The sequence below is a fragment of the Moritella sp. 36 genome (genome assembly GCF_018219415.1).
Taxonomy (GTDB): Bacteria; Pseudomonadota; Gammaproteobacteria; order Enterobacterales; family Moritellaceae; genus Moritella.
This window is the reverse complement of sequence record NZ_CP056120.1, coordinates 1963695-1980750: the sequence shown is the minus strand read 5'-3', so window position 1 is coordinate 1980750 and position 17056 is coordinate 1963695. Positions and strand designations below refer to the sequence as shown.

The window sequence follows — 17056 nt, the reverse complement described above, 5'->3', positions numbered from 1 at the left end:
ATCAAAATTAGAACATGGATGGTGACAATGTTAAATCCAAACGGCGACTTACAGCTACGACAGCGAGTAGAACAACAGATCAGTACAATTTATGCGGATATTAATTTATCCGTATCAATCGAAGTGCTGGCTGCAGAATTGATCAGCACAATGCAGCTAACCGACCAGTTTCATACGCCAACACCACAAATCAATCATTGGTCTGAAAAAGATACCATTTTGATAACTTACGGTGACAGTATCTTCAATCAGGATGAAAAACCCCTGCAGACATTACATCATTTTCTACACAGTTACTGCGCAAATACGATTAACAGTGTGCATATTCTGCCATTTTTTCCGTATAGCAGTGACGATGGTTTCTCGGTTATTGACTATGCCAGTGTAAACGATGCACTAGGTGATTGGGATGATATAAAACAGATAGCACAAAGCCATCATCTTATGTCTGACTTAGTCATCAATCACTGCTCTAGCCGCAGTAAATGGTTTGACAATTTCATCCGTGGCGAAGGTACTGGCTATGATTATTTTTATACAGACTCAACCTATTCGCTTTCAAACGCGACACTCTCGACTAATGGCGATAGCAATACCGAGCGTCACGATATAGAAGCCGTCGTTAGACCACGTACATCGCCCTTATTCAGAAGCACACAAACCGCCTCTGGCGAACAGCAAGTATGGTGTACTTTTAGCCATGACCAAGTTGATCTGGATTTTACCAACCCCAAGGTACTCATCAATTTCGTGTCCATTATCCGTCAATACTTAGATAATGGCGTGAAGATATTCCGCCTCGATGCGATCGCCTTCTTGTGGAAGAAAGCAGGCACACCTTGCATTAACTTACCCGAAACTCACGAAATTGTGCGTTTACTCCGAACCTTAATCGAACATGCACGTCCAGACGCGGTGATAATTACTGAAACCAATATACCCAACAAAGAAAACCTCACCTATTTTGGTAATGGCAACGAAGCACATTGTATTTACAATTTCGCCCTACCACCCTTATTGGTTAATACCTTGATCACCGGTAATTGCCAATACTTGAAACAATGGATGATGAGCATGCCACCAGCACAAAATGGCACTGCTTATTTTAACTTTATCGCATCGCACGATGGTATAGGCTTACGACCAACAGAAGGTCTATTGTCAGATCAAGAGATAAATCAGTTAGTCACTACGATGCAAGAATTTGGTGGAAAAATATCTTGGCGAACAGTGACAACAGATACTAAACATACCGCGAATTCGAAGTCCGAAGAAGTGCGTAAGCCTTATGAGTTAAATATCACCTTATACGATGCATTAAAAGGAACAACAGCAGGTAAAGACGAATGGGGGCATAGGCGTTTCATCTGTGCTCATACGATCATGTTCGCACTGGAAGGTATCCCCGGGATCTACATTCACAGTTTACTAGGCACGAGTAATGATTATAAAAAGCTCGAACACACCAGTCATAATCGTTCTATCAACCGACATCGCTGGGCACTTGATTCACTCACGGAACAGCTTGATGATCCCGAAAGCCAACATGCTCGTTCATTACATGATATTAATTACCTGATCACATTAAGAACTGCGCAACCCGCATTTCACCCAAATGCCACTCAATTCACCTTACAGTTAGGCGATCAAATTTTTGGCTTTTGGCGACAAAGCATAGACCGTAGCCAAAGCATATTTTGCATCAGTAATATTTCGAATACGCAACTTACATTGCCGCTAGCCAATGTGAACTTAATCAGCAGTGATTTTTGGTATGATTTAATTACCGGCGATACTATCAAGAATATTAGCCAAATATTAACACTCGAACCCTACCAGACATTATGGTTGAGTAACCGATAAAGTGAACATAATTTAACGCTAGGGTTGCCTTACAGTAGCCCTATTATTGATAACATTTATTTAAATAACTAAAGCATAATAAGGGTTTTATAAGTCACTAACACCTCATCGAAAGCATAATAATAACAAAACAGTTAACCTCATAACTTTTAACGTCAAATTAACCACTATCACAAATACTTTCATTTACACCTTCAAATGTAACCTCCGATTGAAACCAAACTATTTTTTAAGTATTTACACTAGTTAAAAAACGTTTCGATTGATGAATTTTCAACCGAATAGAAACTTTATTTGAACATTTTTACTTTCGAATAGTGATAATTGTATCTATGTCACATTTCGTTTATATAATCTCCCCTATTATCCCGTCACAATTTTAGTTGCAAGAAGGTTAACAATGAAAAGATTGATTGCTCATCGTGGAATGTCATCGCTGGCACCAGAAAATACATTAGCCGCATTTTCTTTATGCAAAAAGAATAATATTCAATGGTTCGAATGTGACGTTGATATTTTAAAAGACGGTACGATTATTGTCTCACATGACGATACTTTAGATCGTTGTACTGACAAGAGTGGTCAATTATGCAAAATCAGTCATGACGATATCGCGAATATCGATGCTGGCAGTTGGTTTGCAGATGAATTCATTGGTGAAAAACTTCCGACCCTCCAAGAGTTAATTTCATTAGCAAATGACCTTGAGCTAAACATGAATATCGAAATTAAATCATGCGCAGCAAGTGCAGAGCTTAGCTATACCCTGATTGATAATTTAATTATTGGTTTGAAAGATCTAAACCCTGAGCGCGAATTAATCGTATCAAGCTTCAACCACCTTGCGCTAACCGAATTTAAACGTCGTAGCCCAGAAACCCAAGTTGCTTGTTTATTCGAAAGCCATACCTTATGGGACGATTGGAACTCAATTTTAGATTGGTGTAACGCAGATTACATCCATCCAGAAGACAAAGGCTTAACACAAGAAATGGTTCACAAATTTAAAGCCGCTGGTTTTAAAGTAAACGTGTGGACTGTAAACGATCTTGCGCGCGCTAATCAATTATTCAACTGGGGTGTCGACGGTATTTGTACCGATGTCGCCCATAAATTCCCGTCAAAATACAAAGTGTTAGGTAATAAATAATGAGTTTATTAGGAAAAATTGGCTTCGATTCAAAAACCCGTTTTTACGGTTTCTTATCTGTCGTGCTATCAGGACAAATCATTTACTCTGCTTTCGAAGCATTTAAAGGTACGTTTTATAACTTACTACTTGAAGTTTTAAACATAGATAATACACAGATGGGTGTGTTGTTTACCTTAATCGGTTCTGCAATGTTCTTCTACATTCCTGCAGGTTGGGTAAATAACCGTTTCTCTGTACGCTCGATTTTGATGACCAGTATGTTCATACGATTCTTAAGTATGATGGCTATCATCATCTTTCAACCTGAATTTACCTTCTTAATCATCATTGCCGGACTTTGGGGTCTGATTGACGCGATCTTCTGGCCTGCGGTTGTGAATGGCGTTAACTTAATGTCAGGCGATGACAACAAAGGCATGGCTTTTGGTTTATTAGAGTCAATCCGTCGTGCAACAGAAATGAGCATGAACGCAATTATCGTTGGTATCATGGCGCTAGTGAGTGGTTCAATCTTGATTTTCCAAGGTGCTATCGTATTCTATACCTTACTTATCCTGCCAATGATCTTCTGTGTATGGAAATTTGTACCAGACAATCAATTAGAAGTTAAAGCAGGCGAAAGTAAAAACAAAGCAGCATTACAAGGTTTATTCTATGTATTAAAAATGCCGACAGTATGGCTAGCTGCACTAACATCTCTAACAGTTTACTGGACTTACATTACGCTTATCTACACAGTGCCATACTTAGAAGCTGTGTTTGGTTTAACAACTGCAGAAGCGGCTATCTTCGGTATCATTAATACGGGTGCTATGGGTGTTGTTGCAGGTCTTGTTGCTGGCTCAATTGCTGACTTTGTGTTCAAATCCTCAATTAAAATGATGTTGTGTGCACTGGGTCTGACTGTTATCTGTTTAGGTATTACAATTTTACTACCAAAATCAGCTGAAATGTTAGTAATGAACATGATTCTACTAATGTGCTTCTCGTTTAGTATCTTCCTAGCAAAAGGCATCATCTTAGCGCCGATTGCTGAAGCTGGTGTTCCAAAAGAATTCAGTGGCGCTGCGATGAGTGTTGGTTCATTCGCTGCATACGCATCTGTATTCTGGGCTTACGCACTAAACGGTTGGATCATCGATACTTATCCTGCAATTGAAGCGTATCAAATGATCTTTGGTATTGGTCTAAGCGTATCAGCATTTGGTATGTTCACCGCGATTTGTTTACTGCTATTAAAACGTAAGCAAGCAGGTAATATCTCAACTGATGATGCAACACCAGCATAATCAAGGTGATTAAGACTCCTAATTAAGGTCGTCTAAGCACTGTATAATACAAACAAAATAGCCGCATCAATTGCGGCTATTTTTTTAATAAGCATACCCATCACTGAACAGCTATTTATAACACTCTATTTTTCGCTACGCAGCCATAGCTATATGTACTGACGTTTGAATTAACAGTAATAGCAGCACAAACAAAGACAGTGAAAACGCACGTAATCTATGCGGTACATAGTTAGTCCCCACATGCACATAAGCATGAATATAGCGAAACACAACATAAATAACTGACAGTCCAATAGCAAAACTATTCACCGCCCCAACCAACACAGTGATAATGCACAAGCCATAGAACACCAAAGGTGATTCAAACTGATTATCTAAGTTATTAGATACTTGAACAACATCTTCTGGCCATGCCTTGTTATTCAACGCCGTTTTATTAAAATCGACAGCCTTTGCTTTTATTGCTTTTGATTTGCGTATTACCAACAAAACATACAGAGATATCACTAAAAGCACATGCGCAAGTAACGGGTATAAAATACTGATTCCATCCATCTCTTTCTTCCTTTATTTAGTACCTAAGTTACTTCAAAATGAACAATCAGAATTTTGACGTAGTTTAGGTATCTAATGTAATTAATCTATCAACTAGGTATAAAGCAAATAAGGAAAAATAGGAAATGTATGTTTTATGATTTGTGAATAGAAACACCATCAAACTCTTTCTTTGATGGTGCTTAGCTAAAGTGACTATTTACTCCGTGAACAAAGATCTAACATCCTGTGCTGACAAGGCTTTATGATAAATTTTGACACTATCATATGCTTGTTCCAATGCGGATACACAAATTTTAGGGTCTGCCGAGGTCGCACCATCTTCACAGGTAACACGTGTATGCCCGCCCACTTTAAATGGCGAACCACCACCGTAACCTGAAGTATTCATCGCGGCAGTGATCGGGCTATTTCCCATCGGTAAATCACCTTGTAGATCAAACGGTGCACCATCAATATAACCCAGTAATTGCTTATTTTCCCGATCGATGACAACGGCTACATGGTGCCAACTGCCATCAACAATTGCATCAGGCTGAACTATCGTCACATTGTTCGGATACATAAAACGGTCGCGGAAATTAACTTGAATTTCTAAATCTTGTCCACTCGCACGGATCTCCCAACCACCATAATTCATATTATTTGGGGTTTTTGACGATTTACCAATAAGTAGTTTATCACCGTCAGTTACCGTGTATTTAAACCACATAGCCGCTGTAAAGCTTTTATGACCCGGATCTAATTTATGCTCCAATAAACGATCGCCTAAAGGATCATTCGTCATCTCCTTAGGTGCTAACAATGGAATAGTAATACCTTGAGCTGTTATTCCCACCGTTTGCATTTCAGTCAATGTAACACCTGCTGTTTCAGCCTGTAAGTCATTACTAAAACCGGACAGGTCTGTCACTTTATTATCGCGTAGGCTATCCATATCCCAATACGCGGTTAACTCAGGGGCTAAAACTTGAATCATCACTGGGCCACGGGTTTGATATTCACCATCTGTAGCAACATAACTAAATTGATCGACCCCGACAAAATCGACAGGTGGTGTATAGCGTAATGAATCACCATAAGCAATAACAGTGCCTCCAGCGAATGTTGCTGCGTCAAAACTCTCAATGGTTAATAGATCGCCATTTGCGTCATAATCATTTGCCAGTGGATCAACTAAACCAGATTCATTTTTATATACAGTTAAATAATCTTTAAATGTGGCTGGTAACATCGGGTCTGTTAATGCCTTCGCGGGTTTAAAGCGAGAGCCTTTTTGAATCCGACGCGTCGTATTCCATGCTTGCATATTACCCATATGCGTTCTTGGCTCTTGGATTTGATTATTATTATCGGTTTGTTCGCCATGGCCTAACCCTAAGTTATGCCCAATTTCATGAGTGAAGCCCCAACTCATGGTATAACCTGCGGTACAGCCAACCCAATAACCACCACCCCAACACTGCCCGCCATTCACCGGGTCTTGAAAATCAATGCTAAAGTTAGTTGCATCAGGCGCACTCGGACGAGTTTGCGTAGCCTTACCGATATCTCCCTTTAATTCGATAACTGCTTTACCGATATCCCAACGTAAGCCTGTCTTTTGTGCCCACATATAGTCGAGTTCATTAATGTGCCCTTCCATTTGCGCAACACCGTTGATAATGTTATTCCCTGCTGCTTTATCAAATTGATTTTCTTCAAATTTAAAAGCAACACGCGATAAACTATTATGGAAGTCATTTCCTGGTTGCGGTTGATATAAACGGCCATTCTCAATAGCAGGCAACTCGAAATCAATAATTAACTCTTGAGTATCTGTTTCATCATTACCTAACGCCGTTGGGGTTATAAACTCACTAACATCGACATTTTTCTGCCAAAATAGCATATCACCCTTCCACGCCGAGATATGAATAGTACCTAACGCATCGATCACACCAGTAACGGTTACCGCAGCATTGTTCGTTACAATGCCACGGTAAGTTCTAATTTCCGGCATTGGTGATACGGATTCATATTCTTTGACTCGACGAGAATCAAAGGTAAGTAATTGAAAATGAGGAGAACGAACCGAATGCTTAGTAAATTCTAATGCATAGTCAACATCATTAATGCTAACGTCGATATCAATCTTTTGCGGTAATGATTCGCCAGCAGTTTTATTTGGATCAATAATAACCGTACGTACAGTCGTCGCATTTTGGCTCCAACGGCTGCCCGTAGGTCCAACAGTCTCAGTTCGAATATAATACGTTTTGCCGGGATCAATTGGTGACAGTGTAATGCTATGTTCACCCGCTAACAAATCCCTTAACTTAACGCGATACTGCCACCCTTCAGCATTACTACCTGCATCCATTTCACCATAATAAACCCAAATAGGGTAACCCTCAGCGCTTTCATCCACACTAATATTAAGCTGAAGTTGATTCCCTTGACTGTCAAAACCAGTTTGTATTGCAGTATCAACTTTTACCGCAGCAGGATGAAAACGACTATAAGGTATCAAGAATTCTCCTGTCATTAAAGTACGACTCGGAATACCAGCCCCTTGCCATGCCACTGACATGTGATCACCACCACCGCCTTCTTTATGAAGCACTTCGATATAATAATACTGACCAGCATTTAAATTAATATTCGTTTTAACCTGGCTTCTATTACTCCACTGATCTTCACGAGTATAACCAGTAATATGCGCGACTAAATCAGCTTTATCACGCGTCATATCAGCACTAATACGTAATTCACTATTATCATCAGAAGCTAGCCAAAAACTGTAATCCCCACTCACAGGTACAGTGAAATAACCATATACTCGTTGGCCATAAGAAGAACCCATATTGGTGAGTGATTTAAAGTCTGTTAATGTACTTTGTTGGTTAATCGGCGCTAAGGTATTAATAACAGCAACACTCGAGCCAGATATTCCAGTCCATATTTCCTGTGACACACCTTGATAAAGTAATACATCACTGGATAAAACATTCACTTTCACTAGTGTAGAACTTGTTTTATTATCTTTACTTATCGTAACCTCAAGATTGAACGAACGTAATTCGCCCTCAATAATATGACGTTTCAAGCTCAACTGGCCTTGCTCATTGATGGCAAACAAGTCCGCATTATCACCAGATGCTATCTTAAACACCAATCCTTGCTGCTCAATAAAACTCAATGTCGCAAACGAATTATCTATAGAGTGATTAGCAGGAACCGCAAACTCATAATACGGATATTCGAATACAGGAGTATCTGCAACCAAGGTGTTAGTCTGTACCGATAGTCCATTTGATAAACCGCTACTGTTACCAACAATATCAATTGCTTCCAATGTAATATCGTAGTTTGTAGCAGGTAATAATTGCTTCAATTTATAATTCGTATTATAAGTTTGTGCGACATATTCACCGCCTTGATAAATACGGTAAAGTATTTGCTGCTTATCTTCATCTGTTGAAGCATCCCAAGCCAGATCAATAAAATTAGTCCCCTTGCCATTAACCCTAATGTTAGTCACCGCCGAAGGGGCTATAAAATCATCAATCACGATCATCAAGGGATCACTTTCCAGCGACTTATTACCGGCTTTATCCTGTGCTCGAATAGTGAAATCATAACGAGTGGCACTTTCCAAGCCCGTTAACGCAATCGATAGTTCGTCCTTACCTGTCGTTGCTAGTAACTTATTGTTTGTATTAATTAAGTAACGTTCTACATCAACATTATCGGTTGTCGCATTCCATTGTAAGATCAGCGTATCTTCTGACGTTTTTAGCCAATTAAAGTTAAATACAGGCTTAGGTTTTATTATATCAATAGGTAAACGTAGATATTCATTGCTAATAACGCCCTTTGAAATACCGGGCCCTTCCCAAGCGACCGCTAATAAGTCAGATCCATAGTATTCTGCCATTAACGCCTTTACGGCATATACTTGACCCGCTTCAAGATAAATGATGTCAGAAGCTTGACTATCATAACGCACAGGGTCCCATTCACGTTTTTTTGTAGCTCGATCTGTATAAGCAATTCGTCTTAACCCTTTGGTACTAACACTATCGCTTAATAACAGTTCAGATTGGTCATCTGAAGCGATCCAAAATTTATATTCACCAGTAACAGGTGGGACGACATAGCCTTCCAGAGTCTGACCATATTTGTTTGCAATATTACTTGGTGATTCGAAGTCGTCTACAACATTAATAGAAGTCGGTTTATCAGGAAATGTCGATAATGCTTTAAGCTCAGAAAGTAAGCCTCTAACTTTATTATCTCGATAATACTTGCGTAACAGCCCCTGGTTTTCTAGTTTTGCCGCATACGGTATAAATGCCACCTGAAGCGGCACAGTTACCGAACTTAAACCGTCACTCACCTGTACAGAAATATCCATAATTTTTGATGACAATGCATTAACCGAAGCCGACACTGTTAATAAACCATGTTCATCAATCGCAAAATAATTTAATGCTTGCTCACTGGCAATTTGATAATGCAATGTATCACCATTAGCATCGCTTGCATTTATTTGAACGACAGGAGCACCTAATGTTGCGGTATCGTTTATCAACAAAATATCTGTAATAGGCGAGATTACTGGGCTGTCATTCTTCACTGTTAAAGCAGTGATATTACGCGGTTCTGATTCTCTGCCTTCCTTATCCAAAGCCAACACTGCATATGCATAGCTATGATTTTCTTGTAGGTTCGTATCAACAAAGCGATATAAACCACGACTAACCGTCGCGATTTTATTACCATCTCGACGAATAATATAACCATCTGCATTGTGGTTACCATCCCAGCCTAGCGTCAGACTTGTTTGAGTAGTCGCGATTAATCGAACATTTTCGACCGCCATAACTTCTTTTTCTGGCGGTTCCGGTATAGGAATAGGTTGAGGTTGAGGTTGAGGTTGAGGGATAGGTTGAGGGATAGGTTGAGGGATAGGTTGTTGAGTTTCGGAATCTTCATTACAGCCTGAAACAGATAAGATCAATACAATCCAGAATATATACTTCATTCACTTTCCCTAAGTCCATTTAATAAAAACCATCATTTTTTGATGATTCAATACAAAATCACATTAAAATTTTAGAATTAATATTTAAAATACCAATTTAAACGATAAAATACACAATTGATAACAGATTAAGAAGCGCGGCGAGTATAAACTATATTCAATATCAATAAACGACACAATAAACGACACAATATTGCTTATAATTCATTCAAAATAGGGAGGAAAGTATGAGGATTAAAACCCCAGCAATGACTGAGGTTAAGGAAATAATAATGAACAGATATTATTACATTGTTTTAGAGAACGTACGGCTGATAACGTCTTGCTGTTGTTCTGATGTTAATGAATTAAAACGCACCGCATAACCCGATACACGGATCGTAAGTTGTGGGTAAGCACTCGGATTTTTAATTGCATCTTCAAGAGTTTCACGTGTTAATACGTTCACGTTTAGATGCTGGCCACCTTCTACTTTAGCAGGCTCTTCGATGGCAATATCACGTGACTCAAAGTTACCTAGCTCAGCTAAGTTAACAACCGCGTCTTGTGCAATCACATCATTAACAGTACCGATACACCTTGCTTGCTCTGCACTTCCATCAATGAGCCAAATTGAATTATTAAGACGCTGATCATCAGCTTTAGTGATTTGAATACCTTTTAATTTACTCATTGTATTACCTTCTATGTTGTAGATTTGAATCAACCATACAACAATAAACCTTATAAATACAAGGGTTATATAAATAATAATTAATACTTTATGGGTATGTGAAACCTATGTTAGAACAAGGTTAAATAAGTGGGAAAATGAACTTGAAAATCGATATGTAACTGGCTCTTGTTCAGGTTGGTCAACTTCCTTTCGCATCGTTATAACGCTGCCGTACTCGCTTAAAATCTTCAAATAAGAGATCCGATGATAATATTGCATTACCAAAAGGGTTGGTTTCAGGTTCGAGTACGGCTTGTAATTTCCCTTCAGGATTAATAACCATAAAAGCAAAACTGTGGCTAACGCTATAATTGTCATTAGTGGTTTCATATTCATAAATGGCAATAATATTTAAGCTATTTACAAACCCTAAATAAGTCACCTCCTCAACTTGCCTTAGCCCTATTATCTCAGGAGCGAAAAATGCCAAGTATTCAGCCAATACTTGGGGCGTATCACGCTGAGGATCAACGGTATAAAAAATAATATCAACGTCATCCTCAAATGCGCTTTGCTCTAAGTTAAGCTGGAACTGACTCAGTGCTAATAACGTCATAGGACAAATATCGCCGCAGTGCGTATAACCTGCAGCAACGATATGCCACTTGTCTAACAAGTCATCCTGAGTAAAACGATTGCCATGTTGATCTTGTAATACAAAGTCCGTAATCGGCATCGCGTCATTCAAGGCAACCCCATTAATTTTCGCGACGGGTTGAGATTGATACAACCCAAACAAGGCCCTTAGCACAATAAAAAAAATAAATATGATGCTTAAGCCCAAGCCTGTATATAATAATTTATTTATAAATGCCTACTTATAAACACATAACTGGCTTCTACATTCATTAAGGTAATAAAAATCAAGATCGCAATAGGAGGAATAAATAACAGTAGCTTGACTGCAAACCGTTCCCATTTTAGATGCATAAACACAGTTAAAATCAACCCCGCCTTCATAACCATAAAAAACAAGATAAGTGCCCAGCGTAAATAGCCTTGAACATGAAAATAATCCACCATATATGAGCAAGCACTTAAGATAAATAACAACAACCATGCTTTAAGGTAAAGGCTTATAGGGTGCACTTGACCAATTTTTTGTGTTTGTGTGGACTTCATTATCACACCTCACCAAAGATAGAAAAAAGCAAAAATAAATACCCAAACTAGATCAACAAAATGCCAATACAGTCCCGATATTTCAACCATTTGATAACCTTTTTTTTCATAATCCCCCGCACGAACACGCTTGGCAATCACTAACAAGTAGATAATCCCAGCGCTAACATGCAAACCGTGAAACCCAGTGATCATAAAAAAGGTGGCACCAAACTGTGCCGCGCCTAACGGATTACTCCATGGTCTCACCCCTTCTTCAAAGATCAACTTGCTCCATTCAAAAGCTTGCATACCAACAAAAGATATACCTAATAAAGCGGTAATAAACATCAGATAACTGGCTTTGCGTTTATCGCCTTGATAGGCAAAATTCACCGCCATCGCCATCGTGCCGCTACTGGTAATAAGAATGAACGTCATAATCGCAATCAGCACTAAGGGCACGTGTTCCCCTGCGATCGTTAACGCAAATACTTCACTCGAATTAGGCCACACATCGACCGTACTCATTCGCACGCTCATATAAGCGGTTAGAAAAATACCAAAAATGAAAGTATCACTGAGTAAAAAGACCCACATCATAAACTTAGGCCAAGGCATATCAAACACGGTGCGATCATTCGACCAATCAGATACCACACTTTGCCAGCCTTTCTTTTCATCATCATTGTGGCTGTTATTATTCATGACCTTCTCCTAAAAACCACAAAGCAATGCAATCGTTTTGTAGGTATCTGGTGTTGCCGTTAACAACGCAAACAGCAACATCCATACAATAAACAAATAATGCCAATACCAAACACATAAACCTAAGTTAGCCGTCAATCTTTCACTATCAGTATGTTTAACAAATGTAATAACAACCCGAATTAATGCAATAAAGCCTCCCGCCAAATGTAATCCATGAATACCCGTAAACAAATAGAAATAACTGTTGGCTGGATTCCCATTTACCGCAAAGCCCGATACAGTAAGTTGCTGCCACACTAATAATTGCCCGATTAAAAACAAGCAACTAAATAACCCCGTCAGGCATAACGCCAACACCATACGTGTTTGACCTACCCCCTCATTAATCGGCTTAGTGTTAGCCGCAAAGCGAATAGAAATAGATGCTAATAATAAGAACGCGCTGTTCACCCAAAGGGTAATTGGATTACTAAAAGGTAACCAAGGGGGGCCCGCTAACGCCGTAAAATCGGGATATTGTGACCGAGATAAAAAAGTGATTGAAATCAAGAAGAAAACAACGGTCACCACCATCAAGAAAAACACCAGAGCCGTTTTTGTTGATTCGGTCTGGGTCACTTTCAAACATTTCGTCTGATTATATGATTCGGAAATATCAGCATCGTCTGATAACCAAGGCTTACTGAGTAATTGACGAACAATGTTCATTATTACCGCCCTCCCTTATCTGTTAATAAACACTCTGAATCCATTATATTTTGTGGGGTAAAATCAGTTTTGTGTCCAGGTACACTGTAATCATAAGCCCACCGGTAAACGACAGGCACGTTATCCCCCCAATTACCATGCACAGGCGGGCATTGCGGCGTCTGCCATTCCAACGACGTCGCTTGCCAAGGGTTAGCAACGGCCAGTTTACCCCGTCGTAAACTCCAGATTAGATTGAAAATAAAGATCAGCTGACCCACACCAACAATCAAAGCAGCAACAGTAATACCGGCATTGAGTGTTTGTGTTGAATCGGGAATGAAAGCAGTATCGCCCAGCGCAAAATAACGGCGCGGCACACCAAGAAAACCAAGATAATGCATCGGTAAATAAATCGCATAGGTGCCAAGGAAAGTGACCCAGAAATGTAATTTACCCAGCCCCGTATGCAACAGACGACCCGTCACTAACGGGAACCAATGATAGATGGCTGCAAACAGCACCATGATCGGCGACACCCCCATCACCATATGAAAATGCGCGACTACAAAAAATGTGTCCGACAACGGTAAATCAACCACCACATTACCTAAGAACAAGCCTGTTAGACCACCGTGCGTAAAGGTAAAGATAAAACCAATAGCGAAAAACATCGGCACCGTAAAATGAATATTGCCACGCCATAACGTAAGCAGCCAGTTATAGACTTTCAATGCTGTCGGTACTGCAATAATCAAGGTGGTGGTAGCAAAGAAAAAACCAAAATAAGGATTCATCCCACTGACATACATATGATGTGCCCACACCACAAAACTAAGCCCACCAATCGCGACAATCGCCCATACCATCATCCGATAACCAAATATATTTTTACGGGCGTGAGTAGCTATCACATCCGACACCATGCCGAATGCAGGCAAAGCGACAATGTATACCTCCGGATGACCAAAGAACCAAAATAGATGTTGAAATAAGATGGGGCTCCCGCCGGTGTAGTCTAAGTTCTCACCTAAGGATAAGATCGCAGGCATAAAGAAGCTGGTACCCAGTAATTTATCAAATATCATCATGATCGCGCTGACCAGCAACGCAGGAAATGCCAACAAGCCTAAAATAGTAGCAATGAAAATGCCCCACAATGTCAGTGGCATTCTCATCAGGGTCATACCACGAGTACGCGCTTGCAATATAGTGGTCACATAATTAAGTCCACCCATGGTAAAAGCAATAATAAAAATGGCCAGCGATAACAACATCAACAATATGCCGTTATCAGCCCCCGGTGTACCTTGTAAAATAGCTTGTGGTGGGTACAAGGTCCACCCTGCACCAGTCGGCCCTCCGGTAACAAAAAAACTGGATATCAGTACGATAACCGATACCAAATAAGTCCAGAAACTCAGCATGTTAAGATAAGGAAACACCATATCCCTAGCGCCAATCATCAATGGGATCAGGTAATTACCAAAGCCACCGAGTAATAATGCGGTAAGCAAATAGATCACCATAATGATCCCATGCATGGTGACATATTGCAGATAAGAGCTTGGGTCAATAAAAGAGAAATGATCAGGAAAACCGAGCTGTAAGCGCATTAGCGCAGATAATACTAAAGCGATCAAGCCGACAAAAATAGCCGTGATTGAATATTGAATCGCAATCACTTTATGATCCAGACTCCACACATACTTAGCAAAGAAGCCTGATGGTTGGTGGTCGTCTGCTATAGGCTGCATTTCTTTCACTAAAACCTCCTGCCAAACCTTATTTAACTGGCTGTAATATAGCGATATACGCGAGAACATCGTCGATAGCGCGATCGTCGTGCAGCAACTTAGACATCAGAATCATCTGAGAACCATACATATCTTGTGGATGTGTACCGCGAATACCTCTTTGATAATTCTCTAATTGACGCTTGAGGTAGCCTGTATGCTGTCCCGCTAATTTAGGTGCTTTCTGGGCATAATTGCCTTGAGCAAGTTCACCATGACAAACGGCACAATTCTGATATAGTTCTCGTCCAACCGACACATTACCTCGATGTTCCGTTGACTGAGTCACAGTCACAGGCGGCAACGAATTAAGGTAACGACTGATATTAGCCACTGCAGTATCGTCAGCTAACATTGCTGCAAACGGTAACATTTGACGGCCATAAATATCATCATCACTGCTACCACGAATATTATTACGGAAATAATGTAACTGCCGATTAAGGTAATCACGTTCCTGACCCGCTAATGCTGGCGCACCTATCGTGCTATTCCCTTCACCATTCGCGCCATGACAGGCAATGCACGTGGTATACATCTGCTGACCTGCCGAAATTTCACGACTAATACGAGCAAGGCTTTGGCTAAATGTTGGCTGTTGGTTAAGCCATGTTTGATAATCACGTTCAGATTCAACAACAACGTGTCCACGCATTGTATAGTGAGCAATACCACATAACTCGAGGCATAGAATTTCGAAACGACCAAGTAAAGTAGGTGTGAACCAAAGGTAAGATTGAGTGCCTGGCACCAAGTCCATTTTCACTCTAAATTGAGGCACGGTGAAATTATGTAGCACATCTTTAGAGCGCAATAACACTTTAACAGGATGTTCGATAGGCAGATGTAATTCATTACTATTGATCAACACGTCATCTTGCCCATGGGGATCTTCTGGGTCGATACCAAACGGATTATTCTGATTAATTAACGGAATGGCTGTACGACCAAGTTTGCCGTCCTCACCAGGTAAGCGAAAACTCCAATGCCATTGCTGGCCAACCACTTCGACCTCACTCGCATCTGCTGGCACATTGACAAAATCAGCCCAAACAAACAGCCCGGGTGTTAGCATAGCGATAATACCAATCGACGTTAATACCGTTAACCAACCTTCTAATTTACGATTCTCCGGATCATAATCTGCTTTTCTTTTTTTGTTGTAACGGAACCGATACACCACATAAGCGAGAAACAGATTCACGGCAACAAATACGATACCCGTGACCCAGAAGGTAATATTGATAGTTTGATCTATTGCTGTCCAATTAGAAGCGATAGGCGTAAACCACCATGGACTAAAGAAATGAAACAATAAGGAGCTAATAACCAGTAAGAGAATTACTACCGCAATAACCATAATTGAACCATCAATTATTGTCAGTTTTACAAAATATAAAACTAACTAGTGACCTGAAAACCAGTGTAATTAGTAAGCATAGCGCAAGAAATTTGAATTGCGTTGCGAAATAACTAAAGCCGTGTTTAAGGTGGTCACTTCATCATGCGGTTATATGTATCCTGACAACTCACGACCCAATGTGGAGAACCCGCGCCACAACCGACCGGTTTAACATCGGGGTGCGATCGCATGATCACGCCAAAATTATGCTCTTGTACCGGGTCCACATCGACAAATAAGATATGTTTCCCTTTTATTAATAGCGATTGAAAGCGAACAAAATTCGCATTCGGCTTCTGAAAACCAATGAATCCGCCTTCCCAAATACAAAACCCAAAGCTCAAAATAGACAAAAATATAAAGGGTAACCAACCAGCCCCACCATTCGTCCATCCCATCATATAGGGTATCACTAACGCAAACATCGCAATGATAACGCCAACACCAGCCCCTATTTCTCCCCCTCGAATAACATCTTGTTTAAGTAATGATTCAACTTCATGTAAATGGTGCTGCTCAACATGGCAATCATCAAGACTTAATACATGAATTTGAGGTTCAGTAAATCCTTCTGCTTCTAGCTCCTTTTCAACAATCTCTAACTCATCAAGATCATCAGATACATAATAGTGTCTTAGCATAGTTACTACCGCCTTGAAAACTGTCGTAATTAACATACAGAAATACACAACCATGCTCAAACCATAGTCTGGTTATCTAAATAAGTGAATATAAAAAAGGTAATTAACAGT

The 17056-nt window shown here is 40.0% G+C and carries 13 protein-coding genes; 3 read left to right on the top strand and 10 right to left on the bottom strand.

Going from position 1 to position 17056, the window contains the following annotated elements:
* The first annotated feature begins 27 nt into the window (after window positions 1-27).
* The 3 genes from HWV03_RS08925 (at window position 28) to HWV03_RS08915 (ending at window position 4305) form a co-directional block, all read left to right on the top strand.
* Entirely contained in the window at window positions 28-1863 is a 1836-nt protein-coding gene (locus HWV03_RS08925; RefSeq protein WP_255547136.1) for a sugar phosphorylase, read from the top strand.
* A 400-nt stretch (window positions 1864-2263) separates the two neighbouring features.
* Window positions 2264-3013 carry a glycerophosphoryl diester phosphodiesterase gene (locus tag HWV03_RS08920; RefSeq protein ID WP_211679381.1) on the top strand — a complete coding sequence of 250 codons (750 nt, stop codon included), beginning with the start codon at window positions 2264-2266 and terminating at the stop codon, window positions 3011-3013.
* Window positions 3013-4305 carry an MFS transporter gene (locus HWV03_RS08915; protein WP_211679380.1) on the top strand — a complete coding sequence of 431 codons (1293 nt, stop codon included), beginning with the start codon at window positions 3013-3015 and terminating at the stop codon, window positions 4303-4305. Before HWV03_RS08920 ends, HWV03_RS08915 begins: the two co-directional genes overlap by 1 nt.
* A gap of 135 nt (window positions 4306-4440) precedes the next feature.
* Here the strand turns inward: HWV03_RS08915 and HWV03_RS08910 are convergent, their stop codons facing one another.
* From HWV03_RS08910 to HWV03_RS08865, 10 genes are all read right to left on the bottom strand, one after another.
* The gene (locus tag HWV03_RS08910) at window positions 4441-4863 is read right to left on the bottom strand and encodes an MAPEG family protein (protein WP_211679379.1); all 423 of its coding nucleotides are present in this window, start codon (window positions 4861-4863) and stop codon (window positions 4441-4443) included.
* A 199-nt stretch (window positions 4864-5062) separates the two neighbouring features.
* Window positions 5063-9892, bottom strand: coding sequence for a fibronectin type III domain-containing protein (locus HWV03_RS08905; RefSeq protein ID WP_211679378.1), 4830 nt, complete (start codon window positions 9890-9892; stop codon window positions 5063-5065).
* Between the two features lie 286 nt (window positions 9893-10178).
* Complete coding sequence (gene grcA / locus HWV03_RS08900; protein ID WP_211679377.1) at window positions 10179-10565, bottom strand: autonomous glycyl radical cofactor GrcA; 387 nt, start codon at window positions 10563-10565, stop codon at window positions 10179-10181.
* Window positions 10566-10746: 181 nt separating this feature from the next.
* The gene (locus tag HWV03_RS08895; RefSeq protein WP_211679376.1) at window positions 10747-11337 is read right to left on the bottom strand and encodes an SCO family protein; all 591 of its coding nucleotides are present in this window, start codon (window positions 11335-11337) and stop codon (window positions 10747-10749) included.
* A 74-nt stretch (window positions 11338-11411) separates the two neighbouring features.
* Complete coding sequence (locus HWV03_RS08890) at window positions 11412-11729, bottom strand: cytochrome C oxidase subunit IV family protein (protein ID WP_211679375.1); 318 nt, start codon at window positions 11727-11729, stop codon at window positions 11412-11414.
* Between the two features lie 9 nt (window positions 11730-11738).
* Window positions 11739-12416, bottom strand: a complete 678-nt coding sequence (locus tag HWV03_RS08885) for a heme-copper oxidase subunit III family protein (RefSeq protein ID WP_211679374.1) — start codon at window positions 12414-12416, stop codon at window positions 11739-11741.
* Window positions 12417-12425: 9 nt separating this feature from the next.
* Window positions 12426-13127, bottom strand: coding sequence for a cytochrome c oxidase subunit 3 (locus tag HWV03_RS08880; protein WP_211679373.1), 702 nt, complete (start codon window positions 13125-13127; stop codon window positions 12426-12428).
* A gap of 2 nt (window positions 13128-13129) precedes the next feature.
* Window positions 13130-14863 (bottom strand): cytochrome c oxidase subunit I, encoded by a 1734-nt coding sequence (locus HWV03_RS08875; RefSeq protein ID WP_211680129.1) that lies wholly within the window; start codon window positions 14861-14863, stop codon window positions 13130-13132.
* Window positions 14864-14891: 28 nt separating this feature from the next.
* The gene (locus HWV03_RS08870; protein ID WP_211679372.1) at window positions 14892-16262 is read right to left on the bottom strand and encodes a c-type cytochrome; all 1371 of its coding nucleotides are present in this window, start codon (window positions 16260-16262) and stop codon (window positions 14892-14894) included.
* A gap of 134 nt (window positions 16263-16396) precedes the next feature.
* Entirely contained in the window at window positions 16397-16945 is a 549-nt protein-coding gene (locus HWV03_RS08865) for an NAD/FAD-utilizing enzyme (RefSeq protein WP_211675027.1), read from the bottom strand.
* Window positions 16946-17056: the final 111 nt, after the last annotated feature.